Annotated in this window: 25 protein-coding genes; 5 read left to right on the top strand and 20 right to left on the bottom strand. The window is 47.3% G+C overall.

The genetic code is table 11. From position 1 onward, the window contains the following. Positions 1-117: 117 nt before the first annotated feature. From N7U64_RS02830 to yvfG, 6 genes are all read right to left on the bottom strand, one after another. A complete protein-coding gene (locus tag N7U64_RS02830) occupies positions 118-1,002 on the bottom strand; it encodes a diacylglycerol kinase family lipid kinase (RefSeq protein ID WP_318928403.1) in 885 nt (294 codons plus the stop codon). After that, positions 999-2,516 (bottom strand): ABC transporter permease/substrate-binding protein, encoded by a 1,518-nt coding sequence (locus N7U64_RS02825; protein ID WP_214764446.1) that lies wholly within the window; start codon positions 2,514-2,516, stop codon positions 999-1,001. Before N7U64_RS02825 ends, N7U64_RS02830 begins: the two co-directional genes overlap by 4 nt. Continuing rightward, positions 2,513-3,244: an ABC transporter ATP-binding protein gene (locus tag N7U64_RS02820; RefSeq protein WP_012370626.1), complete on the bottom strand. Its 732-nt coding sequence runs from the start codon at positions 3,242-3,244 to the stop codon at positions 2,513-2,515. Before N7U64_RS02820 ends, N7U64_RS02825 begins: the two co-directional genes overlap by 4 nt. A gap of 144 nt (positions 3,245-3,388) precedes the next feature. Beyond that, the gene (locus N7U64_RS02815; protein WP_012370627.1) at positions 3,389-3,595 is read right to left on the bottom strand and encodes a hypothetical protein; all 207 of its coding nucleotides are present in this window, start codon (positions 3,593-3,595) and stop codon (positions 3,389-3,391) included. A 60-nt stretch (positions 3,596-3,655) separates the two neighbouring features. Further along, positions 3,656-4,267 carry a CoA pyrophosphatase gene (locus N7U64_RS02810; protein ID WP_318928401.1) on the bottom strand — a complete coding sequence of 204 codons (612 nt, stop codon included), beginning with the start codon at positions 4,265-4,267 and terminating at the stop codon, positions 3,656-3,658. Continuing rightward, positions 4,264-4,494: a protein YvfG gene (yvfG, locus tag N7U64_RS02805; protein ID WP_233494521.1), complete on the bottom strand. Its 231-nt coding sequence runs from the start codon at positions 4,492-4,494 to the stop codon at positions 4,264-4,266. Before yvfG ends, N7U64_RS02810 begins: the two co-directional genes overlap by 4 nt. A gap of 81 nt (positions 4,495-4,575) precedes the next feature. Between yvfG and N7U64_RS02800 the strand changes: the two genes are divergently transcribed. Continuing rightward, a complete protein-coding gene (locus N7U64_RS02800; RefSeq protein ID WP_318928398.1) occupies positions 4,576-6,150 on the top strand; it encodes an FAD-dependent monooxygenase in 1,575 nt (524 codons plus the stop codon). A gap of 33 nt (positions 6,151-6,183) precedes the next feature. Next, positions 6,184-6,492 carry a hypothetical protein gene (locus N7U64_RS02795; protein WP_012370631.1) on the top strand — a complete coding sequence of 103 codons (309 nt, stop codon included), beginning with the start codon at positions 6,184-6,186 and terminating at the stop codon, positions 6,490-6,492. 75 nt (positions 6,493-6,567) lie between these two features. Here the strand turns inward: N7U64_RS02795 and gpsB are convergent, their stop codons facing one another. The 6 genes from gpsB to recU form a co-directional block, all read right to left on the bottom strand. Beyond that, positions 6,568-6,891, bottom strand: a complete 324-nt coding sequence (gene gpsB, locus N7U64_RS02790; RefSeq protein ID WP_214764442.1) for a cell division regulator GpsB — start codon at positions 6,889-6,891, stop codon at positions 6,568-6,570. A gap of 5 nt (positions 6,892-6,896) precedes the next feature. Continuing rightward, entirely contained in the window at positions 6,897-7,457 is a 561-nt protein-coding gene (locus tag N7U64_RS02785) for a DUF1273 domain-containing protein (protein WP_214764433.1), read from the bottom strand. Further along, positions 7,454-8,635 carry a ribonuclease H-like domain-containing protein gene (locus N7U64_RS02780; RefSeq protein ID WP_318928394.1) on the bottom strand — a complete coding sequence of 394 codons (1,182 nt, stop codon included), beginning with the start codon at positions 8,633-8,635 and terminating at the stop codon, positions 7,454-7,456. The genes N7U64_RS02785 and N7U64_RS02780 overlap by 4 nt, the downstream gene beginning before the upstream one ends. Then, positions 8,632-10,896 carry a DEAD/DEAH box helicase gene (locus N7U64_RS02775; RefSeq protein WP_214764419.1) on the bottom strand — a complete coding sequence of 755 codons (2,265 nt, stop codon included), beginning with the start codon at positions 10,894-10,896 and terminating at the stop codon, positions 8,632-8,634. The genes N7U64_RS02780 and N7U64_RS02775 overlap by 4 nt, the downstream gene beginning before the upstream one ends. Before the next feature lie 107 nt (positions 10,897-11,003). Beyond that, positions 11,004-13,682 (bottom strand): PBP1A family penicillin-binding protein, encoded by a 2,679-nt coding sequence (locus N7U64_RS02770; protein WP_318928392.1) that lies wholly within the window; start codon positions 13,680-13,682, stop codon positions 11,004-11,006. A 33-nt stretch (positions 13,683-13,715) separates the two neighbouring features. After that, positions 13,716-14,330, bottom strand: a complete 615-nt coding sequence (gene recU, locus N7U64_RS02765) for a Holliday junction resolvase RecU (RefSeq protein WP_041261972.1) — start codon at positions 14,328-14,330, stop codon at positions 13,716-13,718. A 74-nt stretch (positions 14,331-14,404) separates the two neighbouring features. On the opposite strand from recU, the gene N7U64_RS02760 reads away from it, so the two are divergent. From N7U64_RS02760 to N7U64_RS02750, 3 genes are all read left to right on the top strand, one after another. Further along, positions 14,405-14,698, top strand: coding sequence for a DUF1798 family protein (locus tag N7U64_RS02760; protein WP_214764403.1), 294 nt, complete (start codon positions 14,405-14,407; stop codon positions 14,696-14,698). Positions 14,699-14,867: 169 nt separating this feature from the next. Next, the gene (locus N7U64_RS02755) at positions 14,868-15,113 is read left to right on the top strand and encodes a hypothetical protein (RefSeq protein WP_214764401.1); all 246 of its coding nucleotides are present in this window, start codon (positions 14,868-14,870) and stop codon (positions 15,111-15,113) included. 395 nt (positions 15,114-15,508) lie between these two features. Further along, on the top strand, positions 15,509-16,399 hold the full coding sequence (locus N7U64_RS02750) for a DUF3800 domain-containing protein (RefSeq protein ID WP_290828667.1): 891 nt from the start codon (positions 15,509-15,511) through the stop codon (positions 16,397-16,399). Between the two features lie 45 nt (positions 16,400-16,444). Here N7U64_RS02750 and nth read toward each other — a convergent pair whose 3' ends face one another. The 8 genes from nth to panD all read right to left on the bottom strand — a co-directional run bounded on the left by nth (position 16,445) and on the right by panD (position 24,276). Beyond that, complete coding sequence (nth, locus tag N7U64_RS02745) at positions 16,445-17,113, bottom strand: endonuclease III (RefSeq protein WP_318928388.1); 669 nt, start codon at positions 17,111-17,113, stop codon at positions 16,445-16,447. A gap of 3 nt (positions 17,114-17,116) precedes the next feature. Next, positions 17,117-17,695, bottom strand: coding sequence for a DnaD domain-containing protein (locus N7U64_RS02740; RefSeq protein ID WP_012370642.1), 579 nt, complete (start codon positions 17,693-17,695; stop codon positions 17,117-17,119). A 71-nt stretch (positions 17,696-17,766) separates the two neighbouring features. Next, positions 17,767-19,056 (bottom strand): asparagine--tRNA ligase, encoded by a 1,290-nt coding sequence (gene asnS / locus N7U64_RS02735; protein ID WP_214849403.1) that lies wholly within the window; start codon positions 19,054-19,056, stop codon positions 17,767-17,769. Positions 19,057-19,085: 29 nt separating this feature from the next. Continuing rightward, complete coding sequence (locus N7U64_RS02730) at positions 19,086-20,267, bottom strand: pyridoxal phosphate-dependent aminotransferase (RefSeq protein WP_318928385.1); 1,182 nt, start codon at positions 20,265-20,267, stop codon at positions 19,086-19,088. A gap of 15 nt (positions 20,268-20,282) precedes the next feature. Further along, a complete protein-coding gene (locus N7U64_RS02725; protein WP_214764380.1) occupies positions 20,283-20,750 on the bottom strand; it encodes a hypothetical protein in 468 nt (155 codons plus the stop codon). Beyond that, positions 20,747-20,917: a YpmA family protein gene (locus N7U64_RS02720; RefSeq protein WP_012370646.1), complete on the bottom strand. Its 171-nt coding sequence runs from the start codon at positions 20,915-20,917 to the stop codon at positions 20,747-20,749. Before N7U64_RS02720 ends, N7U64_RS02725 begins: the two co-directional genes overlap by 4 nt. Before the next feature lie 61 nt (positions 20,918-20,978). Beyond that, entirely contained in the window at positions 20,979-23,792 is a 2,814-nt protein-coding gene (gene dinG / locus N7U64_RS02715; RefSeq protein WP_318928380.1) for an ATP-dependent DNA helicase DinG, read from the bottom strand. Positions 23,793-23,892: 100 nt separating this feature from the next. Beyond that, positions 23,893-24,276, bottom strand: a complete 384-nt coding sequence (gene panD, locus N7U64_RS02710) for an aspartate 1-decarboxylase (protein WP_318928378.1) — start codon at positions 24,274-24,276, stop codon at positions 23,893-23,895.

The following is a 24,276-nucleotide window of genomic DNA, read 5'->3' as shown; positions in this document are numbered from 1 at the left end:
AAGCGTCAAAGCATAACCGCATATTCGCGCTGAATTAACGATGTTTCATCCTAAAAAAAATCGAAGTCCGCATGAGGAACTTCGATCCGAAACACTTTATTTAATTGATGATTCGTTTCATGGTAATGCATCGATCCGTCCACTGTACATCTTCAAAAACTCTGGTAATACTTTGACTTCGATCGGCGAATGCATCGCTTTTTCTCCATCCGTATCAATGACTTTCGGAGAGTCGGTTTTTAACGTGAAGCCGCTTGTCAAAATATGTGTAAACGACGGTTCTGTCGCCAGACCTATTTTTTGTAAGATGACATCGCGGATTGTCGTCAAGTTCACTTCATCAACGATGACAAGATCAAGTTTTCCGTCGTTATAAGCGCCTTCTGACAGATTGGTTCCGATGCCACCTAGTGATTCCCCGTTCGCAGCTAAAATCAGCACGGCTTCTCCCGTCATTTTTTGACCTTCCGCTAACTCGAGCTCGTAAGAAAACGGTTCTGCCTCCATACTGGATCGAATCGTTGAGAGATAATATCCCATCTTACCGAGACGGGCTTTTTCTTCTGTATCAATTCCGATGGAAGCTTCCGCAATCAGACCTAAACCAAGGAAGTTCAAGAAGTACGTATCATTGACCTGCCCGAGATCGACTTCGACGATTTGCTGGGTCGCAATCATTTCGGCAGCTAACCGTGGCACCATTGGTAATCCGAGCGTCCGGGCAAAGTCGTTACACGTACCACCCGGAATGATACCGAGAACCGGACGGGTCTCAAGTTTCGCGATTCCATTGATGACTTCAAAAACAGTCCCGTCCCCGCCGATGACGACGAGGGCATCAAAACCGTCCGCTTCTTCTGCAAAATGTAAGGCATCAAGGGCTTTGGCAGTTTGCCGAATGACAATTTCGTCAAACATCGCTGCCAACGGATCAATCACATCCTGTAAAAGTCCGGCGCGGTTGGACCCGGCCGTCGGGTTACTGATCAGTAGCAATCTCATTTCAGAATTCCTTCTTTCTGTAAATAGTCGCGTGCGACTTGATTGGCTGTTTTCCCGCCATAAGCGACCGCTTCATTCATTTTTGACATCTCGCTGTCGGAAATTTTTCCATCCAACTGCTTTAATGCCTGTTCGACTTCCGGATATTCGTCTAACGTCTCTTGTCGAAGAAGAGGAGCCCCCTCATAAGGCGGGAATAGTTGCTGATCATCTTCTAACACAACCATGTTATATTTGGCGATTTCCGGATCGGTCGAATACGCATCGATGACTTGAATATCGCCCGACTGGACGGCTTTATAACGTAGTTTCGGTTCCATCGTCACCACTTCTTTGAAATTGACACCGTATTTTTCTTGAATTCCTTTATAGCCGTCTTGCCGATCTTTAAACTCTAATGTAAATCCGGCTTTTAATTGATCCGCTACTTGCTGTAAATCGGAAATCGTCTTTAATTGATATTGGTCTGCAACCTTTTTCGGAACGGCGACAGCATAGGTGTTGTTATAGTTCATCGGTGGCAACAGTGCCAGCTTTTGTTTAGCAAGACCATCGCGTGCCTGCTCAAAAACAGCTTGTTTATCGTTCGAGACCGGCTTTTCGTTCGTCAGACTGGCAAGCACTGTGCCCGTGAATTCCGGATACAAATCAATATCACCGGACTGTAAGGCTTTATAGACGAATGTCGTCTTCCCGAAGTTCGGTTTGACTTGAACGTTCAAATCCGTCTGATCTTCGATGACCAGTTTATACATATTCATTAGAATTTCTGGTTCGACCCCTAATTTACCGGCAACGACCAGATCCGGTTGTTCCGTCCGGCCGAGGGCGAATGGTGTAATGATTAATGCTGCAATCAAGGCTAGAGCGACCACAAGTCGACCGGTTTGACGTTTTTTAGTCGCGACTTCCGTCTGTCTTAATAATCCGTCAAACAAAAGAGCGAGCAAAGCGGCAGGAATCGCACCGAGTAATAACAAATAATTGTCATTGCGGTCAATCCCGAGCAGGATGATCGAACCAAGTCCGCCGGCTCCAATCAAGGCGGCAATCGTAGCCGTCCCGATAATCAGAACCATCGCCGTCCGAATCCCGGCCATCATGACCGGCAAGGCAAGCGGAAGCTCAACTTTCATCAGACTCTGCATCGGTGTCATCCCGCAAGCCCGCGCTGCTTCCTTCAGTGAAGGGTCTACTTCCGCTAAGCCCGTATACGTATTTCGGACGATTGGAAGAAGGGCATATAAAACGAGTGCGATGACGGATGGGACTGTCCCGATGCCGACGAGCGGAATCATCAGACCAAGTAACGCGAGTGAAGGAATCGTTTGGATGACTGAAGTGACCCCAATCGACCATTCACTGAACTTTTTGTGGCGCGACAGATAGATACCGAGGGGAATGGCAATCACACAGGCAATCACCAATGATAAAACAGACAGTTGAATATGTTCAATCAACGCCTGCAACAATTCCGTCTTTCGGTCTTGGTACGTCTCAAACAATCCTGTCATTGGACAGTCCCCCTGACTTGACCCATGAATTCTTGAACAAATTCATCTTTGCTGGCCAAAATTTCTTCTTTTGTCCCGATCAAAACAATCTCGCCGTCATTCATTAAACAGATCCGGCTGCCGAGCTTTAACGCTTCATTCATGTCATGGGTGACGAATAAAATGGTTTTCCCGAGTTCTGCGTTTAAGCGCAGCAAATCGTTTTGTAATTGGTCTCTTGAAATCGGATCAAGGGCTGAGAACGGTTCATCCATTAAGATGACGTCTTGTTCTGCCGCCAAAGCCCGCATGACACCGACCCGCTGTTGCTGGCCGCCCGAAAGTTCCCCCGGATATTTTTTTCTTAAATTCTCATTTAAACCGGTTAACTGGAAGAGGTTATGGACACGTTCTTCGACCTTCTTTTTGTCCCACTTCAATAAATGCGGAACGACACTTACGTTTTCTTCAATCGTCATATGCGGAAATAAGGCGATTTGCTGAAGGACGTAACCAATTTGACGACGCAACTCGTGTTCATTGATTGACATGATCGGTTGACCGTTGATCCAAATTTGCCCTTCCGTATGATCAATCAATCGATTGACCATTTTCATGGTCGTCGTTTTCCCGCAACCGGACGGACCGATCAGACAAAAGATTTCCCCCTGATCGACTGTAAAGTTTAAATCGCGGACCGCTTTCGTTCCATCTGGATATGTTTTTCCAACTGCTTTAAATTCAATCACGTACGATCCCTCCAGCACCTTAATGTAGTCAAGTCTATTCGTTATTATCTTTGTAAAATTTCCCTGATTTAACCGTTCTGAAACCTGCTTTACACGATTGGAAGACACAAAAAAACCGGCAGAAGATTCTGTCCGGTTTACTGTTTATTTTGTCTTACGCTCTAATAATTCAATCTCTGATTTGATCAAAACTTGTTTCTCAAATTCAAAACCAAGCGATTCGAAGTTTTTTGTATGCGAGAGATCGCCTACTACCGTATTCGTTAATACAGCTGTGACTTCCGCCACCCAACCTTCTTTTGTTTTCACCATATCACCGACGATATAATCAAATAACTCTTCTTCTTCCATCTTCTTCATCTCCTGACACGTTCAGATAGTCTTAATCATATAAAAGAACCTGTGAAAAAGCTAGTATTGCGTCAAGGTACGTAACATCTGCCGTAAAATCTTCGCAGTCAGTCCCCAAATCAAATATTCTTCATGTTCATAAAAATGTTCGACTGTCTTATATGTCCGGTCGACATACGCATCCCGGTTCGCCAAACGATCCGTCGGTACGGTTTTACCGGGACGAATCCGCCATTCCATTTCACCTTGGATCGGTTCTGCTGCAAGCAAGTCGGAAAGCGCCACATAAAAGATATGGTCGACTTCCATCGGCGACGGCTGAATATCCTCCGCTGTCAGGATGCCGAGATACGGATAGATGATGGAACGATTGGGCGTGACGAGCGGTTCCAATGTTCCGATGATTTCAATTTCAGTTTCGCGAATATTCAATTCTTCCGTTGTTTCCCGCACCGCCGCTGCTCTCGGCTGTTCTCCGGGATCAATCCGACCGCCCGGAAATGCAATTTCTCCCGGTTGCGAACGCAACGTCTTCGCCCGTACTTGGAATAAGAGATGCACTTCCCCGTCCCGCCCTACTAGTGGGACTAAAACGGCTGCGGCATTTTTAGGAAGCTGTTCCGTAGAAGACGCAAACACGCGTTTAACGTCATGTAATCGAATTTCTTTCATCGTGTTTCCTGCGCCACTTTCTGATACGCTTCTTCGAGATGACGCATCCGAACGATCAAATCGGCATTTTTGGCGATACGATCCGCCAGAATCGATCCGGCGACGACCTTGTAGTAGGCGTTTAATGCTTGGATTTTTGTCATGTACGCTTCATTTTGCTGCATGTATTCTCTGAAGTTACTCATCAGACGTTCTGTCGTAAATAATTGCTCGTTCACTGCTCTCATCCTTTCAGACGGTTTGCCGTCCAGTCGATAGTTTAATGGTAGCGAGTTTCGGCTAAGAAGTAAAATAAGGGGGGGCTATCCGTGAAGAAAAAAATAGATGTATTGATTATCGGTGCCGGACCGACCGGCTTGACATTAGCGCTTGCCTTATCGCGTTACGGACTGACGTTTCGGATCATTGAACGCGCAAGCGGTCCATCTGTCGTTTCAAAAGCCATCGGTATTCAGGCACGATCACTCGAGTTGTTCGCACGTCTTGGTGTAGCCGATGCCTTAATGGAGAACGCCATTAAAATCAATCAAGGTAACTTATATGTCAATGGTGCCTGGCAGGCAAAACTTGACTTTACGGATTTAAATACACCGTTTCCTTTTGTCACCTTGTTGCCGCAAAGTGAAACAGAACGAATTCTTGAGACACGTTTAAAAGAAGACGGTCATACGGTCGAACGTGAAACTGAGTTGACCGGCTTCGCACAATTTCCGACATTCGTCACCGCATCGATTCGAAAACATGATGTCACGGAAACGGTCGATGCTTCCTTCATCATCGGGGCAGATGGGGCCAACAGCTTTGTCCGGCGTGAACTCGGACTCCCGTTCAGCGGGAAATCTTTTAAAGAATCCTGGGCACTGGCCGACATTGAAGTCGATTGGCCGTTGTCATCGGAAGAAGTGCATATTTTCTTCTCTGATCACGGTGTCATCGAATCCTTCCCGCTTCAGTCGAATCTTTTCCGAATTACCGGTAATTTAACGAATGGTAACGTTCCGACCGACCATTCCGCTATCGAAGACTTCTTAAAAAATCGGGCGAAGGTGCCGTTCACTTTAAAGAAAGTCCATTGGTATTCCATGTTCCGCGTTCATAATCGAATCATCGAGAAGTTTGGACACCACCGGATCTATTTGATTGGTGACGCCGCGCATATCAATTCACCGGTTGGCGGACAAGGAATGAACACCGGCATTGCCGATGCGATGAATTTAGCCTGGAAACTGTGGTGCGTCCACCGGTTTAAAGCCAGTTTCCCGTTACTTGATTCGTACAGCGTCGAGCGACGCGAAGCAGCGCGCGGTATTTTACGTTCTACGAATCTCGCGACTGAGCTGTTACAGATCAATGTTCCCTTCTTATTGCCGCTTCAGGAAAAAGTCATTCGAAACAGTTTAAAGATTACACCGTTACACCATTACGTCACGAACCGGATTGCACAACTCAACAGTAATTATCAATCATCGCGGTTGTTTGTCACACAAGGTAATTTCCCGCTTTTGACGCCGCGTCCGGGAGAACCGATGCCGTACAGTGAAGTTGTCAATCCGCGCACGAAAAAAAATGAACTGTTGTTGCGACGGGCAGATCGTAACTTCCTGCTCCTGCTGTTCCTGCCGCGTGAAGCCGGTGAACAGACACTGCTGCCGTTCAAGGAACTCGCCTATTCGTATCCGGACCTGTTCGAAACCGTTTCGATTCACCAGGAACTGAAAGATGACGGCGTCGTCGATCAGGGCGGCGAACTGGCACGAAAGTTTGGGATTAAACAAGCCGGCCTGTATTTGATTCGCCCGGACGGATACATTGCTTACCGCCAGCAGGGTTTAAAGATTCAATCCTTCTCACGTTATCTTGAACGTTTACTTTATGCCCGTTAAGGACGTATGATAAAGATGAGGTGAGGTTTTTATATGGACTTTAACACGATTCGAATTCTATTGATTGTTGTACTTGTTTTATGCTTTCTCTTCATCGTTACACGACGTACAAAAGAATCCTTACGTTGGGTCTTGCTCGGCGAAGAGTTTGGTGAAAAAGGAGAACGGTTGGCACGCGATCACGATCGGCTCGAACAAGCAGGACTTCATGTCCGGATGGAACGAGGCGTCAAAACCTCATTTTTGTTCCGTCGCTTCAGTAAAGATTTAGACGATCGGGTGGCGCTGTATGTCTTAAAAGAAGAGTTGCCCGAAGCCGAAGTGATTCTGCATCGGACGTAACACAAAAACACGGGATCTCCGTCCGGAGATTCCGTGTTTTATTACATAGTGACGTGTTTTTTAAGTAAGACAAGATTAATCTTCTTGATGAGGACGTCCGAAAACTGCTTTTTCAAGATTAGAAATTCGGCGCAACATATCGTAATTGGACGAATTCGAAGGTGGCGCTGTCACTTCTGGTTCTGATCGCCGCTCATCCCGTTTGAAACCGATGGAAGATGATGAAGATTTCGCCTCTGCCAATTCTCTTGTCAACCGCTCGATTTCCCGTTCGAATCCTTCATAATCCTTGATGACTTGATCGAGATAACCATCGACGTCTTCAATCACATATCCACGTAATCCGGTTTTGAACTCTTTTTTGTAAATATCATCTGCTGTCAATAACGGCTTATACATATGCTTCACTCCCACTGTTCATTATAGTTCTGATCTTGCTCCATCATCGCTAAATCATCTTGCGTAATCAGAAACAATTGATAATCCGAACGTTCCATCTCTAGTTTAGCACGTTCCACTAAATACTTGGCAGATCCGCCGTGCTCTTCATCATAAACAGATAACAATCCTTGACTTTTTTGAATCATGAACTCCGTTTTATTTCGGAACTGGGATGGATTTTCATACGGTTTTTGACTGATGGCATCCACGAAATCCGCTTGATTCAGCACGGCCAGATACTGGGCTTGAACCGGCTCTTTCCATTTTGACTCTTGTTCCAAAAAAGGAAGCAGGATACCTAAACGGATTTCCGGATAGTCGTGTTTGAGTTCCAAAACGACTTCACACGCCCAAAGTTCACATCCCGGTGCAGCGCTGGTGATGAACCAGGTTGTTCCCATGTCTTCAATCAGGCGGATCATCCGTTCCCGGTAGGCGGCTTTCAGGATGTTGATTCCCGGGTGTTTTTGATCAAAGATCCCGAGTTCTGTCGGTTTATATCCGGTTACTGCGACGACGTTCATTCGCGACACTTCCTTTGCAGGCGTAAGCTCCGATGATTTAGCTCGGCAAATAATCGTTCTCGCCGCGAAGCTAACAACTGTCGATTTTCTAATAGACGTTTGGCTCGTTCAGTATAATCATAAGCAACGGATGGTTGTTTGGCAATGTGCTCGGCCCATTTTGCCAGTTCGATGAATCCTTCATAGGTATCACTTTTTTCAAAACAAGTATTGGCTTTTTCGTGTTGCTGCAGTTTTTTATACAACCGCCCTTGACGCAACCAACCGTCGGCCGTCAATTCGTCCGCCTGTCCGAAATGCTCCGCCGATTGTTCATGAATACCTAAATCGGCTAACCAGATGCCGATGTTCTCACGTACACGTGACGGTGCTTCCTGACGATGGGTCACGAGCCGGTTGCATTCGTCATACAAACTCACCAAAGTCAGACAGTCATGCAGATGGTGTTCAAGCACCCCTTCCATGATTGCCGGATTTTGGTGTTCGACATATTGAAAATAATGCATCGGCGCTAGAAATCCGGGCAAATCATCGGTACGTTCAAATCCAATCCGTTCTTCCATCGCCGTCAAACGGAATGAATCGTACAATCCTTTGAACATCCGCCGGCAGACATGCAGTAAATCCAGGTGGCCGACTTTCGGCAGACGGGGAACACGTTCCCGGACGAAGACGTGCCGGGTCTTAATCTGCGGCCAATCAAAACTTTTCCCGTTATACGTGATGAAACGGACATCTTCTCCGATATCATGCAGGAAATGATGATAAAGTGCTGCTTCATAATGCGGGTGCGGTAAAAAATACTGCCGCATCAGCAGCTGACCTTTTTCAAAACGGGCGAATCCCAGTAAAAAAATCGTTGTTCCCGTTCCTTTTAAGCCGGTCGTCTCCGTATCAAAAAAAATGACTTGTTCGAGCGGGACATCAAGTGCAAGCGGCGGATGCGGCAACTGCAACGATTCAAATACTTCCGCATATGACCGGTGTCCATGTTTTTCCTCAAGAGCATACCGGTGGTCCAACCGGACAATCCATTCGTCTTCAAACGTAAGAATGTCTGCTCCTCGGTCCAGCCAGGCGGTTTGTTCCGCTGTTGTCTTTTGCGCCTCATTGGTTGACGGGCTTGCTGTCGGCTCATTCTCTGTCGTCTTCAACATCCGTCTCAACTTATTTTTCATGATAGTTCCTTCTCCATTTCAGCTAGCATTCTGACCGTCCGCTCTTTTTCATCTGCCAAGCCGATCATTCCGATACATGCCGGACAACCATCCTGGCAAGGGCAGGTCTCAATCGAATCCCGTGCGGCCCGGAGCATGATGCCGCGTTGTTTGTAGATGGATTCGGCAAGTCCGACCCCTCCCGGATAACGGTCATACAGGTAGATTGTCGGTTTTTGCGTGTGCGTCGCTTTGACTTGAGGGACGACGAAGACATCGCTTGCATCACACATCAAATACAATGGTGCGACCCTACGCAGACTGTTTGCCACGCCTTCGATGACTTGCTCCAGTTCCGTGCTTGAGGACGCTTCTTCCGGTAAAGAAAACCAGACGCCTGTCGTATGAATTTCTCTTTCCGGAAGATGAATCGGACCCGATCCGATATTTTCATGTGTTCCGAACTTGATTTTCTTGAACATCGTCGCCATCCCGCGGACACTGACATCCCCTCGGGCGACACTGAAGTCTCCATTCGTATAGCTGTCATCCTCATCGAGAACAGACAGTTCGACCGAAAAATTAGCATCCGTATAGTAATCGACGTCGACTGCACGCACGAATGCTTTTTTCTCTTCGAAATCCAGTACTTCGACTTGGTATTGGTCAGCCCCATGTAAATAGATGGCTTCGTCGTGTAACAGCGTCATCGCACTGAACGTATCCATTTCGCCGATGACCCGATTCGGAACCTCGGTTTGGTCGACGATGATGACATTTTCCTGATCACTCGAGCGCAAAGAAATACCGTGAGCCGGAAACGCATCATTCATCCAGTAATACCGTTCCCCACGTTGATGTAAGACACGTTCTTCGACGAGATACTCGAGAATGTCCTCCGTCTCCAGTGTTCCGAATGACTCCCCCTGACGAAACGGCAGTTCGAATGCCGCACATTTAATATGATCGACTGCAATAATCAGATTATCCGGATCGAGTCGCGCGGCTTCCGGTGACTGATTTAGAAACAATTCTGGACGTTCCGCAACATACTGATCGAGCATCCCGGATGAGGCGACGAGAATGATGAGCGCATCATCCTGACGGCGTCCGGCCCGGCCTGCTTGTTGCCACAGCGAAGCAATCGTTCCCGGGTATCCGTTCATGATACAGACCTGCAGTTGCCCGATATCCACTCCGAGCTCGAGCGCATTGGTCGAAACAATTCCCGTGATTTCTCCTTTACGCAATCGTCTTTCAATATCACGCCGTTCACTCGGCAGGTAACCGCCCCGGTAGCCTTCAATCGACTTCGGTCCTAATTCGAATCGGATGAGACTACGAAGATAGGTTAATAAGACTTCGACCCGGACACGCGACCTCGCAAAAACAATCGTCTGAAACTTCTTTTTAATAAAACGTGATGCCAATTGTTTCGTCTCAAGTGTTGCCGAACGGCGTATGCCGAGTTGTGCATTGACAATCGGCGGTTGGTAGACGATAAAATGTTTTCGGCCGGTCGGAGCCCCGTTGTCATCAATCAATTGGACTTTTTTTTCGGTCAACCGTTCCGCTAGTTCTTGTGGATTGGCAATCGTCGCACTTGTCATGATGAAAATCGGATCACTGCCGTAATACCGGCAAATCCGTCGTAACCGCCGGATGACATTGGCGACGTGGCTTCCAAATACCCCTCGATACGTATGCAGCTCGTCAATGACGATATGCGACAGATTTTCAAACAGTTCGATCCATTTCGTATGGTGCGGCAGGATTCCGGAATGAAGCATATCCGGATTCGTAATCACGATATTCCCGGCTTTTCGAACTTTTGTCCTAATCGTCGGTGATGTATCCCCGTCATAGGTAAAACAACGGATGGATGCTTCCATTTCATCAATCAGTTCCAACAATTCACTGTTTTGATCCTGGGCCAACGCTTTCGTCGGATACAGATACAGGGCCCTTGCATTCGGATTCGCTAAGAGATGCGATAAAATCGGTAAGTTAAAACAATAGGTTTTTCCTGATGCCGTCGGTGTTACAATCACCGTCGAAGCACCGCTTTGGACGGTTCGAAATGCTAACTCCTGATGGCGGTACAATGACGTAATGCCTCTGTTTTCGAGCGCTTGACGCAACCGTTCCGGCATTTCTTTTGGAAACGGTGCATACCGTCCGGCAGTCGCTTCCATCGTTTTCATATATGTGACACGTTCCATAAACGAACGATCGGCTTTTAGTTCTTCTAAATAGGTGACAAGTGATTGTTTGGATTCCATTGCCCCACTTCCTTCCTGACCTCCATTATACAAAAAAAGAGAAGCAAGACCGAAGAAACACACCCGTTTCTCCGGTCTTATCTTCTTCTCCTGATCCATTGACTCATTTATTGCTGTGTTTCTGATTCCGACTGTTGATCGGCAGGCGCATTATCTTGTCCTCGGCCTTGATTGCCGTTCGACGAATTCCCCCGGTTTGACCGAGTAGATGCTCCGTCACTTGCAGCCGGTTCATCTGTCGTTGGTTCATCCGTCGTCGGCTCGTCCGTTGTTGGTTCATCCGTCGTTGGTTCGTCCGTCGTCGGCTCGTCCGTTGCCGGTTCATCCGTCGACGGTTCATCCGTCGTTGGTTCGTCCGTTGCCGGTTCGTCCGTCGTCGGTTCATCCGTCGTCGGTTCATCTGTTGCCGGCTCATCTGTTGTCGGCTCGTCTGTTGTCGGCTCGTCTGTTGTCGGTTCATCCGTCGCCGGTTGATCCGCTTCGACGTCTGCAACAGTTACTGTGGTTGAAACAGGACCGGATTTTTCTCCGGATGCTTTCGCGACGACTGTAAATGTCGTCCGTCCCGGATCAAGTCGATTGATCCCGATCCGGTTTGTTGAGCTGGTGCCGAGTACAGATTGTTTTCCGTCAGGATCGGTCATCGATACTTCGAACGATACACTGTCATAGCCGTTCGTCCGAAGTGCCGAATCATTATAACTCCATGTCAGTTCACCAGACTCCGAGTCTTCATTGTAGGATGCTTGTAAGCCAGTCGGAGCTGGTACTGCCTTTTTTTCGACAACCGGCTCTTTTGTCCCTTTAACGTACAGTTCCTCACCGATACTGAGGACAGAACTCGGTTGTTCGAACGGAGCAGGTGTCCGGTCACGTGTTTTCGTGACAAAATCTTTCCAAATGTTTTGTGCCATCGTACTGTTGGTCGGTCCGCTTAAGCCGGCACCATTGTTGTTGCCCGACTTCGTTGTTCCGGTCCAGACACTGATTGAGACATCTGATGTATAACCAGCAAACCAGACATCTTTATAAGCATTGGTTGTTCCGGTTTTACCCGCTGCGTCAAAAGCAAGCGCAGCACTCGGGAACGTCCCGCCTGGTTTTAGAACATCACGCAGCATGTCGGTTAACATGTAAGCCGTATAGTCTTCCATGGCTTTTTTCGGTTTGACCGGTGATTTGATTTTTGAGCCGTCACTGTATTCAATCGTTTTGATGATGTGCGGTTTGATGTAGTCTCCGCCATTACCAAGCGTCGCATAAGCAGAAGCCATTTGCGTCGTATTGAATCCGTGTTTCATCCCGCCAATCGCATACGCCGGTGAAATAGATTCGTCTTTTTCTAAGCCCAATCCGGACTTAGCGGCAAAGCTTTCGACGGTATCGCCGCCGATTTGTTGGAACGTCTGGATAGCAGGCGTATTAGCAGAAATCTTCAGCCAGTAGCGAATCGTGTTGGTGCCCCGGTACCCGTCATAATAGTTACCGATCTTTTTACCGTTTACTTCTGTTTCCTGGTCCGTCAGCATTTTAGCTGTCGACCATTTCTCATTTTCAATGGCTGGTCCGTATGCGAAAAATGGTTTTGCCGATGAACCGGGTTGATGCGGTTCTTTAGCAAAGTTACGTCGCGCAGTACCCGTACCGGGCTTTTTCCCGTCGACGATTCCTAAAATCTCACCTGTTTGTGTATTGACCGCTGTCGCTGCTGCTTCCGCGTAATCCGGCAACTGGACGACTTGGTCTTTTTTGATTGCTTCGTTCATATAATCGTGCATCGGCTTATCGATCGACGTATACACTTTTAATCCTTGACCGTAAATATCTTTACCTTCTAAACCAAAAACATCTTCTAACTCTTGCGACACCATGTCAAAGATGACACTGTCGTAAGCCGCGTCGTCTTTCGATTTTGGTGCCGGATTGATCAATTTCGAAATCGGTTGATCGACTGCTTTATCTCGTTGCTTTTCTGTGATGACGCCGGTCGTTAACATCGCGTTCAAGACTTGCGTCTGACGCCATTTCGTTAACTTCGGATCTCCTTGAATCGGATCGTATGCGGACGGACGTTGCGGAAGTCCTGCAAGCATCGCTGCTTCAGCATAGTTCAGCTTATCGACTGTCTTGTTGAAGTAGGCTTTTGATGCTGTCTGAATTCCGTAAGATTCTTGACCGTAATAGTTTTTATTCAAATACATCTCAAGAATCTGTTCTTTCGTATAGTCCCGCTCCAGACGAATTGCCAACCATTGTTCCTGAACTTTCCGAGTAATGGTCTTGTCTGAACTTAAAAATGATTGTTTGATGACCTGTTGCGTAATCGTTGAAGCTCCTTCAGAACCGAAACCATCGGTGATATTAGCAATGATGGCGCCGCCTAACCGTCGGAAATCGATTCCGTTATGCTGGTAGAAACGCCGGTCTTCAATCGAAATGAATGCGTCTTTAACGACATCCGGTACTTCTTTAATCGAGACATATTCCCGGCTCGTCCCGCCCTTTTTAATTTCTTCTTTGTTGCTCGCGTAAATTTTTAACGGCAGGGCATCCCGTAACTTCGACTCATCAAGTTCCGGTGCGGTCGCAACAGCATAGGCCGCAAATCCGCCCCCTGCTATCATCATCAGGATAAATAATCCTGTCGCGATTAATAGAAGTTTTTTCCAAAGCGGACCTTTACCACCGGACCCACCTGATTTTTTCTTTTTCGGACGCTTTGTCCGATTCGTTTGCTTGGCTGACGTCTTTGTTTCTTCACGACGTGCGACACGACTTCTTTCCATACGCTATCCTTCTCCTTCAATCTGTAAAGTTTCTCAAGTGAAATATAACTCGTCCACTGCCGGTAAATAATCAATCGCAGGAAACGCACCTGTCTCGAGTTTTTTTCCATGCCGTTCGATTTCGTCTAGCGGAATCGATTTTCTGCCCGTTTCCAGTTGCTCCCACCAGGGGAACAGATGCTCGGCAGACAACACATATTGCACATTATACATACTGAATCGAATGATGACAAAACAAATTCCTCCATGTGCAATGCATTGGCGCATATGTTCGATTTGGTGGAGATGAAAGTTTTTCAGCGGGAACGACGTTTTATGGTTGGTTTCCTTCGCTTCGAAATCAATGTATTTTCCACGGTATACTCCATTGTAATCGGTCGTTGACGGTTGTTTGAAGTAGGCTTCCTTGACGACTGCAGCGGACCGTTTCGGATAATCGACTTGAACGATTTGAAGAGGAGTCGGTTTCTTGTGAATGATTGCCCGATTATGGGTCAGATAAAACATATTACTTTCATTAATCAATTTTTCAAGCTTCATCCCGCGGTTCGAAAAGGTCGAACCTGTCGTGCGGGCTTTCTGAATCGCCAGACCATGCGGCTCAGCAGGCTTCTGAAATTTCTTACCATTCGGGTAATTCAAAAGGATTCCCCTCCTAACGCGTTTATTGTACCATGATATGTGATTGTATCGTATCGGCCGAGAGGAGTAGTTAAAAACAAATGACAATAGAACCGTTACTTCAAGAGATAGAACGTATTTATCAGGCTGGCCGCAATGGGCAGGAATATGACTTTCAGGCAGAGGTTGTACCCTTCGTCGCAAAAGCCGACATTTTAATTGCCGACTGGCAACAGAACGCACAAAATAGCCCCTATTTACGTCCGGCAATGGTCGAGAGTGCCGTCGATCAGCTGAAGCAACTGTCCGTCCAAGCGTTCCAGCCAAAAACCAGTTTAAAACGCTTTAATGAAACGATCAAGTCTGTCCGTTATATCGATCAACTGATGCAATGAGTCTGAGGACGTCTGTTTTCAGATAGAAAATTTCGAACGTTTCATAATTCTATGTTTTGATAGGATCTTGAACTATCAGGATGATAATTTGACGGATTTCAATTAAACAAAGCATAATGAAAAACAGCAAAGCGTTACCTATGACCTTTGCTATGAAAGGATGTTGTTTATGTCATCAAAAAAAGTCTGGTCAGTAGAAGGTTATGAAGACAATGGAGTAGAAACCCATCGTCAAGCAAGTAAGACGGAATCGTTTACGAACGAGGCCGATGCTCGTAAAGCAGCTAAAAAAATGGCGGATACATTTGATCACCTCGATGTCTATGTCATTTATACGAATACCGTAAACGGTAAAACAGAAGAACGTTTCTTCAATTCCAATGGATCTTACAGTGATGAAGGATTCGAATGGTAACACCCGGGCCGTCTAGATGACGGCTTTTTTGTATGATAAATCTTCCATAAATTTTTCTCTTTTCCATCGTCTATCCTGTAGAATCATTATCTCGTGTGAAATCCGCTGATTGAAATCAACAAGAAACGTGTTTCGTCATGCAGGAAGGACAGGCTCCATGACGAATATAAAATAACGAACCCTACTACCGGCCACATTGATTATCTGACCACCCGATCATCAAGAGTCGTCCTGGAAAGATTCAGGTATACAAGTTATGTAATAACCATGGATTTATATAGCCGTGTCAGTGTAAAGTTACATAAAGAGGTAATAAATGTGCTTGGTTTTAATAAAAGTGTGCAGTATGTGTGCAATTGGAGGAGATTCGCTTGAATAAAAGAGAACCAAGAAACGTGAAAAACGTTGATGTCAAAGGATTTCCTAGGGCTACAAATCCAACAGCTAAAAAATATGTCATGTTCGTCGATGAGACGGGCACGCCAAAAGGAAATACCCAGTTTAATCTGACCGGGGTCTTGATGGAGTATAAATACGCTATTGATTCCGACGAAACCGGCGAACCAAGTCCATTACGCAAGCGATTAATGGAATTCAAATCGTCTGTTTTCGAAGATCCGCATATTCCGTTGCACCTGAAAGAAATCTTAAAGGCGGAACACCCATATGGAAAAGAAGACGGGATTACGATTGATATGTTACGTCATTTTTGGGTCGCTTTGCCGGACTTCTTGGTCGATATCGACTGTACGATTGTCAGTGTCGAAGTCGATAAACAAAAATTGCAGGAATTCTATTCGACACCAAAAGATCCATACGTCGTTGCATTTGCCCATTTGATGAAATCGTTTTACGCGTTTCTCGAGGAGACGGAAGCGACAAGCGCCCGTGTTGTACTCGAAAGCCGGGACGATTATCAGAACCTGTTGATTCAAAAAGCATTTTTTGATATTTTCAATTCCGGTACCGTTCATCTGGACGTGGAGAAAAGCCGTCAAAAAATCAAAGGATTTATTTTTGCTGAAAAAGATAGCGACCTCTACCAATCCGGTCTTGAGATTGCTGATCTTGTCTGTCTCCCTCTCTCCCGCGTCCGCCGCGGCGTGATTGAGGTAAAACCGCGGTTTGTCCATTATGGGGACGAAAACCGAATTTTCAAAGCCATCAAAAATAAGATTTACATCCGCCGTGACAGTCCGGACCAAGATTTCCGAAACTGGGGTTTCAAGAAGGTTCCGATTACAAAAAAACGCCGCGAGTGGTCCGATACCCCGTGGAACGGATGATACAACAAAACAGCGTCCTGCCGAAAATGGCAGGACGCTGTTTTGTCATTTTTCCTCAAGAGGCGGCAGTAAGCCTTTCGTCCGCTTTTTCCCTTCACGGCACATGTCGAGCAATGGACACTCGAGACAGTTCGGTCGTTGTGCCTTACAGTGATACCGTCCGAAAAAGATGAACTGATGGTGCAACTTTGACCATCGTTCCCGCTTAAACCGTTTCATTAAGGTCTGTTCAACTTGCGTAACGTTGTCTTTCCAGCGGCAAATCCCAAGACGCTTCGAGACCCGTTCGACATGTGTATCGACTGCAAAGGCCGGAACATCAAAGGCAACGGATAATACGACGTTCGCCGTTTTCCGGCCGACACCCGGTAACGCTTCAAGTCCCGCCCGATCCGTCGGGACTTCCCCACCATGAAGAACCAGCAATTGCTCCGCTAACGCTTTGATGTTTTTGGCTTTATTGCGGTACAAACCAAGCCGCTTAATCTTTTCTTCAATCTCTTCCACCGGCGCTGCCGCCAATTGATCTGGCGTCGGATAAGCGGCAAACAGACCCGGCGTCACTTTGTTGACCAAAACGTCGGTCGCTTGCGCACTGAGGGCCACGGCAACGACCAGTTCAAACGGATTTTGATGAATCAGTTCGCAAAACGCTTCCGGAAACATCTCCTCCAGGGTGGATTCAATCCGTTCAATATCTGATTTTCGTAACATGTGTCAGCCCCCTCTCGTTGCCAAATCTTCGAGCGTCTTGATCCCTTCCCGTTCCCATGTCCGCAAAATCTGATTGATGTAGGTCATTTTCCGGACGTTATGATAAACGGCTTCCCGTAATGCGGCCAAGACAAGCTCTTCTGCAATGTTTTCAATCGTCAACCACTGAATGATCTGTTCCATCTGAAACGGGGACATCATCCCAAGTTCGCGCTCAAAATGTTGGAAGACCGATGGATTGATCGTATCGAAGTTCGGTGCTTCCTGTTCCGGGGGTGCCATCAATTTTTCATAGAGCGGCACCAGCGAATAGCGTTCCGAACCGGCGACGTTTTCCATCGCGAGTAATCCTTTTTGAAGCAATCCAAGTGTCGTCTCAATCGTTTCCGTCTCCGAGAGTCCGAGCCGGTTGCTGAGTTCCTCTGGTGACGGCATCTCCATCCCTTCGGCACGGCAGGCAAACAATTGTCCGATCAGCGTAAACTCGACGAAACTGATGCCAAGACGTTTCGCTTCTGTGAACAATCGCTTAGGGAGGACAACCGTTCCTTCCTCAAAAAGCTGAATTAAATTATGATCCATGATACTTCCTCGATTCTTTAAAGTAAGCAAGAAATCGACCCGTCCGAGGGATGGGTCGATTTCAATCACTATTACGGATACAACCGGTTCAGCAGACGTGGGAATGGGATCGTCTCCCGGACGTGTTCGACTCCTGTGATCCAGGCGACTGTCCGTTCGAGTCCGAGTCCAAAACCACTGTGCGGCACTGATCCATATTTACGTGTTTCCAAGTACCATTTATAAGCACCGGTTTCATCCAAATCATGTTCTTTCATGCCGGCAAGTAACTTCTCGAAGTCTTCTTCCCGTTGTGAACCACCGACGATTTCACCGTAGCCTTCCGGCGCAATCAAATCATCACATAACACGAAGCCCGGGTTTTCCGGATCTTCTTTCATGTAGAACGGTTTGATGGCTTTTGGCCAGTGTGTGATGAAAACAGGACGGGCAAACGTATTGGCGATTGCCGTTTCGTGCGGTGCTCCAAAATCATCTCCGAACTCGATGTCGTCAAATCCTTGTTCTTTCAACATATCAATCGCTTCCGTATACTTCACACGCGGGAACGGCGCTTGGATGTTTTCAAGAACGGTCAGATCGCGCTCAAGCAATTCGAGTTCCGGACGGCAGTTTTTCAACGCCGACTGAACAAGATGTGACACATAGTTTTCCTGGACTTCGAGGTTCATGTCATGATCATAAAACGCCATCTCCGGCTCCATCATCCAAAACTCGATCAAGTGACGGCGTGTTTTCGATTTTTCCGCCCGGAAAGTCGGACCAAACGAAAAGACTTTTCCAAGTGCCATCGCGGCCGCTTCCATATACAGTTGTCCTGATTGCGACAAGTACGCATCTTCGTCAAAATATTTCGTATGGAACAATTCCGTTGTTCCTTCCGGTGCACTTCCTGTCAAAATCGGAGGGTCGACTTTGATGAATCCTTCCTGGTTAAAGAATTCATATGTCGCCCGAATCAATTCGTTCCGAACGACCATGACCGCATGCTGACGTTTTGACCGTAACCAGAGGTGACGGTTATCCATGAGGAAGTCCGTTCCGTGAGCTTTTGGTGTAATCGGATAATCGACCGCTTCATGAATCACTTCAATCGCTGTGATTTCCATTTCGTGGCCGATGGCCGTCCGTCCGCCATCCGATTTGATTGTACCCGTTACCCACATCGATGTTTCCTGCGTCAATCCTTTAGCCGTCTTAAACAGTTCTTCACCGACTGTTTCTTTGACGACGACACCTTGCATGAACCCTGAACCATCCCGTAATTGAAGGAACGCGATTTTCCCGCTTGATCGTTTGTTCGCGAGCCAACAACCGATCGTGATTTCTTCACCTACGTGTTTTTCTACATCCCGAATCATTGCTTTCAAAAGTCAACATCCTCTCTCTATTAAACGGCAGTATGCGCCGTGATAAATCCTTCGATCCGGTCTAATGCCTCAAGTACCCGTTTCGGGTCTGTCGCATACGATAACCGGACATATTCTGGTGCTCCGAAGCCTGAGCCCGGAATCAAGGCGACTTTCGCCTCGGATAACACAGCCGTACACCAGTCATCGACATTTGAGAATCCGCACATTTTTGCTGCCTGTAAGGCGTGCGGGAACAGGTAAAAGGCACCCTCCGGCTTCAGGCAGGTCAAACCCGGAATCTGAATCAAGCGGTCATAAATCTGTTCCAACCGTTCTTCAAACACGACACGCATTGCCTCAACCGGTGCATCCCCTTCCGCATAGGCGGCGACAGATGCTGCTTGGGCGATCGATGTTGGATTCGACGTCGAATGACTGGCGAGATTTGTCATCGCGCTGATGATGTCTTTCGGTCCGATGGCATAACCAATCCGCCAGCCCGTCATCGCATGAGATTTCGAAACGCCGTTAATGATGACTGTCCGCTCACGCATATCCGGTAACGTTGCAATCGATAAGTGCGTCACGCCGTTGTATAACAACTTTTCATAAATTTCATCGCTGATGACCAACAGATTATGGGCAATCGCCACTTCTGCCACCATCTCAAGCTCTTCCTTCGTATAGACCATCCCTGTTGGATTCGAAGGAGAGTTTAAGACAAGTGCTTTTGTCTTCGGTGTGATGTGCTGTTCGAGCAGTTCACGCGTCACTTTAAAGCGCGATGCTTCCGTCGTCTCAAGAATGACCGGCACGCCGTCACTCAGTTTGATCTGTTCCGGATAACTGACCCAGTAAGGGGCCGGGACGATGACTTCGTCGCCTGGATCTAAAATCGCCTGGAACAACGTCGACAAGGCATGTTTCGCGCCTGACGCGACCATGACTTCCGAACGGTCATAGGATACCCACAAATCACGGCGTGTTTTTTCAATGATGGCATCTTTCAAGGCAACCGTTCCGCCGGACGGGGTATATTTCGTATCGCCCGCTTCGGCAGCTGCGAAGGCCGCTTGAATGATAAATTCTGGAGTGTTGAAGTCCGGTTCGCCTGCACCGAGTCCGATGATGTCTTGTCCTTCTTCACGCAATGCTTTCGCTTTTGCAGTAATCGCCAGTGTCGTTGACGGTGTCAGTTGTTGTACCCGTTTCGATAACATCCTGTCCACTCCTTTTTAATTGATCCGTAATCGTTTGATGAAGGATCCCTCTTGATAGGTATAGTACGAATAGTCGTAGCCGGTCGCCGTCTTGGTGACAATTTCAATCAGCGCCCGGTTTTCAAAACCGTATTTCGCTGAAACGATGTTTTCCGGATTACCCGCTTGTCGAATGACATCGGCAATCTTCATTCCATCTTTGACACGTCTCGTCTCGATTTTTCCTGTCTTCGGAACGAATGCCCGTAACGCTTGACCATCTTGTTCAATCGTAAAGACACTATACTGGGTTTTTCCGTTAAATACATGGTCAAATTGAATCTGTTTCGGCGCCAATTCTTTTTTCAAGCGTGCTTCCGCTTGAATGGCGACGGTTTGTTCACGTTCTTTCGCTTCAGCGACGGTGAATTGATACACACCCGTCCCAATCAGCGTAATCAGAAGGATGAAGCCGATCAGACCGATGACGATCTTCCACTTCATGTGCGGTAGATGGTAAAGACCATCTGCTCCTTGTCTTTTTCGTCCAGTGCCAGACCAAACATCAAATCTTCTGTTTTCAGCGTGCGATTCAATAAGTCTACAATCTTGTACGTATCGTCATGGCGGTTGACCTTGACGGTTGCTAGCGTCTCGATTTTCGAATCCATCTTATATCCTCCCTCATTTTTCTACATCTATTATAATGCGATAATGCTTATTTTAACAGACTCAATCCGTCTCATTTAAGAACAATTCCAACTCGGCCGTTAATTCGTCGAGCGGTTTGGCCAAAAGCGGCACGTTAGGAAGACTTGTGACAAATCGTTTTCCGTAACGGGTCGTCTCGATGCGCCGGTCAAAGACGAAGACGACACCCCGGTCATTCGTCGTTCGGATCAAGCGGCCGAATCCCTGTTTGAAGCGAATGATGGCTTGCGGCAAACTGTATTCGAAGAACGACGATTTTCCTTGTTGTTCAATTTGTTCCGAACGCGCCTGCACAATCGGTTGATCGGGTGGTGCAAACGGCAGTCGCACGATGACGAGACAACTCAGGTCGTCACCCGGAACGTCGACCCCTTCCCAAAAGCTCGCTGTACCGAACAGGATACAGGCATCAAGTTGTTTAAATTGTTTCATCAGACGCTGCCGTGATCCTTGGGTAATCCCTTGGGAAAGCAGCGTAAACCGTTCCGGCAATGCCATTTTTGTTGCATCATGCGTTTGGCGTAACATCTCGTTTGATGTGAATAACACCAACATCCGGCCTTCCGTCACTTCGGCAATCCGGATGATGGCATCCGCAATGACTTCAGAATACGTGGCTTGCGGTACATCTTGTAATAACGGTAAGTCCGTCGGAATCATCAGCCGAACTTTTTCGGCGTATCCAAACGGCGACGGGACGATGAACCGCCGTGTCTCGAGCTCTGACAGCCCGAGACGCTGTTCGATGAACTGAAATTTGTTTGATACCGTCAAAGTCGCGGATGTTAAAATACAGGTCCGTTTCGAAAAAACTTCCCGGTGCAGACGATCTGAAATATCAATCGGTTGCGTATAAATCCGCGTCAGCTTCCGATTTTTAGCCGTTGTTTCAATCCAGGAGACGGTCTCATCATGCGGGGCGAGCATCGTCTCAAATATTGCTTGTTCGACTTCTTCCAACTGACCGATGACAGCCTTCAAATCCGCTACGACCGAGCGTTCGCGGTAACTCATATGCTCCCGTTGATCATGGAACAATTTATGAATTGCCCGGATTGCCTGGCGGAGACGCCGTAAAACCAGTTCCACACGTTTCGCGCTCTCCTGCACCGCCCGCATCGAGTGATCGAGTCGTTTGAAACGGACCGTGACCCGTCCTTCCCGGCGCTCTTTGCGGGAAGCCAGTTCCAGACCGTACGCTTGAATGATCGTCAACAGTCCGTCGGCTTCTTCGAGTAATTTTGTCAATGTCTCATCGATCGTTTCACTGTGCGCTTCGACCAGTTCCGTCAAGTCGTATTGATCCGATAGACTGATCAGCCGCGTCAACAGTTTTTTATCGGAAGAGAATCCAAGCTGTCTGAATATCCGGTCAAAGGAATGACCGTCAAAAACCAGACCGAAATGATGACTGGCCACTTCTTCGATTTGATGCGCTTCATCCAAAATCAACGGACATCCCTTTGGTAGGACACCGGCTTCATATTGAATATCACTGAACAACAAGGCATGATTCGTGACGATAATCGTCGCCTGTTTCGCCCGCCGGACGGCATGATGGAAAAAGTCCCGGCTGTACCAGGGATCAAATCGTCCGAGTTGCGACTGGCTGTCCGACTGGATCAGCTGTTTAATGGCGATATTCCCTTGCGCTGCCCCTCCGGGTAAACTGACTTCTTCCAGGTCGCCTGTTTCCGTCTGTGTCAACCAGACTAACAGGATGGCTTTCGCCAGCGTAAAATTATACGGTTCTTCCGTTTCGCTGAGGAAAAATTCAAACTTGCGTAAGTCCATGTAATTGCTGCGCCCTTTTAATAAGGTAATGTCGACCGGTGCTTCAAACAATTGGCGTAAAAGCGGCAAATCCCGGGCAAATAACTGCTCCTGTAATTGAATCGTGTGGGTACTGACGATAATCGGCGTCTCATGTTCAATCGCATAATGCGCCGCCGGTACAAGATAGCCGAGGGATTTCCCGGTTCCCGTTCCCGCCTCGACCAGTAGCGGTGTTTCCTGATCAAGCGATTGATAGACATGCCGCATCATTTCGAGTTGCCCCATCCGTGGTTCATATCCCGGGAACAGCTGTGGAAAAACGGTTTCGTTCAATCGGTCGACAAACGGACTGAATGGTTCCAGTTCTGTCCGCTCCATCCATTCTTCCGATTCGGTTCGTTTCTTTAACGCCAGCTTACGAAAAGAATCAAACCGGTCATCCGGCTCCAAACCGACCGTTTGAATCGCTTCGTCAATCTCCTGTTCAATCGCACTAAACAGTTTTCCAGCCAAACGACGTAAGTGGCGTAACGTATCGAGCGGTAAATCCTGTAGACGGGTAAGTAAATGAAGCAACAGTTCCGCCGTCGCTTCTGCATCGCTCCCGGCACGGTGTGCTTCGTGGTGCGTCAGTTGTAACGCTTCCGTCAAATGCGACAACGAATGACTTTCAGCAGTCGGCAGTAAGATCCTTGCTAACTCGACTGTATCGATGACAGGACCTGTGTACGGTAAATAACCTTCTTCTTCTAATGCTTCGTTCAAAAAGGTCAGATCAAACTGCACATTATGTGCGACGAACACCCCACCATCGAGTAATTGAAGCACACGCGGCGCAATGGTCGCGAATGATTCCGCCTGTGCCACATCCTCATCCGTAATGCCGGTCAATTGAGAAATAAATGGCGGAATCGGTTTTTGTGGACGGACAAATGCTGACAGACGCTCTGTAATCTGACCATCTTCAATTACTGCCATTCCGATCTCAATCATCTCATCGCCGGATTTAATCGAATGTCCGGTCGTCTCTAAATCCACTACAACAAACTTCTTCTCCACGACTCATCTCCACCTTTAACCATCCATATCTTAAGCATATGGCATCTCAAGTTCCATCTTAACAAAAAAGAGACCCGAATGTATCTCGGGTCCCTCAAAATCATAAGATCGTATGTGCGATTTCCTGCGATAACATCTGTTTGATTGAATTATCCTGATCAAGGACCGCGACTTTCGGAACATGTGATGAGATTTCTTCGTTCGTCAATTGCGCATAGGCCATGATGATGACTTCATCTCCGATTTGGAAATGACGGGCAGCTGCTCCGTTCAGACAAATGACACCAGAACCACGGGCTCCCTTAATGGCGTATGTCTCAATCCGGGCCCCGTTTTGATTGTTCGTCACTTGGACCTTCTCGTTTTCAAGAATCCCGACAGCGTCCAGTAAATCTTCATCGATTGTAATCGAACCGACGTAATGCAGATTTGCTTCCGTGACACAGGCTTTGTGTAATTTTGCATGCATGAATGTACGCAACAT

Origin of the sequence: Exiguobacterium sp. K1 (assembly GCF_033721435.1) — a bacterium.
GTDB lineage: Bacteria > Bacillota > Bacilli > Exiguobacteriales > Exiguobacteriaceae > Exiguobacterium_A > Exiguobacterium_A artemiae.
Note: the sequence above shows the minus strand (reverse complement) of the source record. Positions and strands in the feature narration are given on the sequence as shown.

Excerpts from the sequence above, each read along its gene's own strand:
- N7U64_RS02830 (WP_318928403.1), bottom strand. The coding sequence starts at position 1,002 with ATGAGATTGCTACTGATCAGTAACCCGACGGCCGGGTCCAACCGCGCC.
- N7U64_RS02825 (WP_214764446.1), bottom strand. The coding sequence starts at position 2,516 with ATGACAGGATTGTTTGAGACGTACCAAGACCGAAAGACGGAATTGTTG.
- N7U64_RS02815 (WP_012370627.1), bottom strand. The coding sequence starts at position 3,595 with ATGGAAGAAGAAGAGTTATTTGATTATATCGTCGGTGATATGGTGAAA.
- N7U64_RS02810 (WP_318928401.1), bottom strand. The coding sequence starts at position 4,267 with ATGAAAGAAATTCGATTACATGACGTTAAACGCGTGTTTGCGTCTTCT.
- yvfG (WP_233494521.1), bottom strand. The coding sequence starts at position 4,494 with ATGAGAGCAGTGAACGAGCAATTATTTACGACAGAACGTCTGATGAGT.
- N7U64_RS02795 (WP_012370631.1), top strand. The coding sequence starts at position 6,184 with ATGGACTTTAACACGATTCGAATTCTATTGATTGTTGTACTTGTTTTA.
- gpsB (WP_214764442.1), bottom strand. The coding sequence starts at position 6,891 with ATGTATAAGCCGTTATTGACAGCAGATGATATTTACAAAAAAGAGTTC.
- N7U64_RS02785 (WP_214764433.1), bottom strand. The coding sequence starts at position 7,457 with ATGAACGTCGTCGCAGTAACCGGATATAAACCGACAGAACTCGGGATC.
- N7U64_RS02780 (WP_318928394.1), bottom strand. The coding sequence starts at position 8,635 with ATGAAAAATAAGTTGAGACGGATGTTGAAGACGACAGAGAATGAGCCG.
- N7U64_RS02775 (WP_214764419.1), bottom strand. The coding sequence starts at position 10,896 with ATGGAATCCAAACAATCACTTGTCACCTATTTAGAAGAACTAAAAGCC.
- N7U64_RS02770 (WP_318928392.1), bottom strand. The coding sequence starts at position 13,682 with ATGGAAAGAAGTCGTGTCGCACGTCGTGAAGAAACAAAGACGTCAGCC.
- N7U64_RS02760 (WP_214764403.1), top strand. The coding sequence starts at position 14,405 with ATGACAATAGAACCGTTACTTCAAGAGATAGAACGTATTTATCAGGCT.
- N7U64_RS02755 (WP_214764401.1), top strand. The coding sequence starts at position 14,868 with ATGTCATCAAAAAAAGTCTGGTCAGTAGAAGGTTATGAAGACAATGGA.
- nth (WP_318928388.1), bottom strand. The coding sequence starts at position 17,113 with ATGTTACGAAAATCAGATATTGAACGGATTGAATCCACCCTGGAGGAG.
- N7U64_RS02740 (WP_012370642.1), bottom strand. The coding sequence starts at position 17,695 with ATGGATCATAATTTAATTCAGCTTTTTGAGGAAGGAACGGTTGTCCTC.
- asnS (WP_214849403.1), bottom strand. The coding sequence starts at position 19,056 with ATGATTCGGGATGTAGAAAAACACGTAGGTGAAGAAATCACGATCGGT.
- N7U64_RS02730 (WP_318928385.1), bottom strand. The coding sequence starts at position 20,267 with ATGTTATCGAAACGGGTACAACAACTGACACCGTCAACGACACTGGCG.
- N7U64_RS02725 (WP_214764380.1), bottom strand. The coding sequence starts at position 20,750 with ATGAAGTGGAAGATCGTCATCGGTCTGATCGGCTTCATCCTTCTGATT.
- N7U64_RS02720 (WP_012370646.1), bottom strand. The coding sequence starts at position 20,917 with ATGGATTCGAAAATCGAGACGCTAGCAACCGTCAAGGTCAACCGCCAT.
- panD (WP_318928378.1), bottom strand. The coding sequence starts at position 24,276 with ATGTTGCGTACATTCATGCATGCAAAATTACACAAAGCCTGTGTCACG.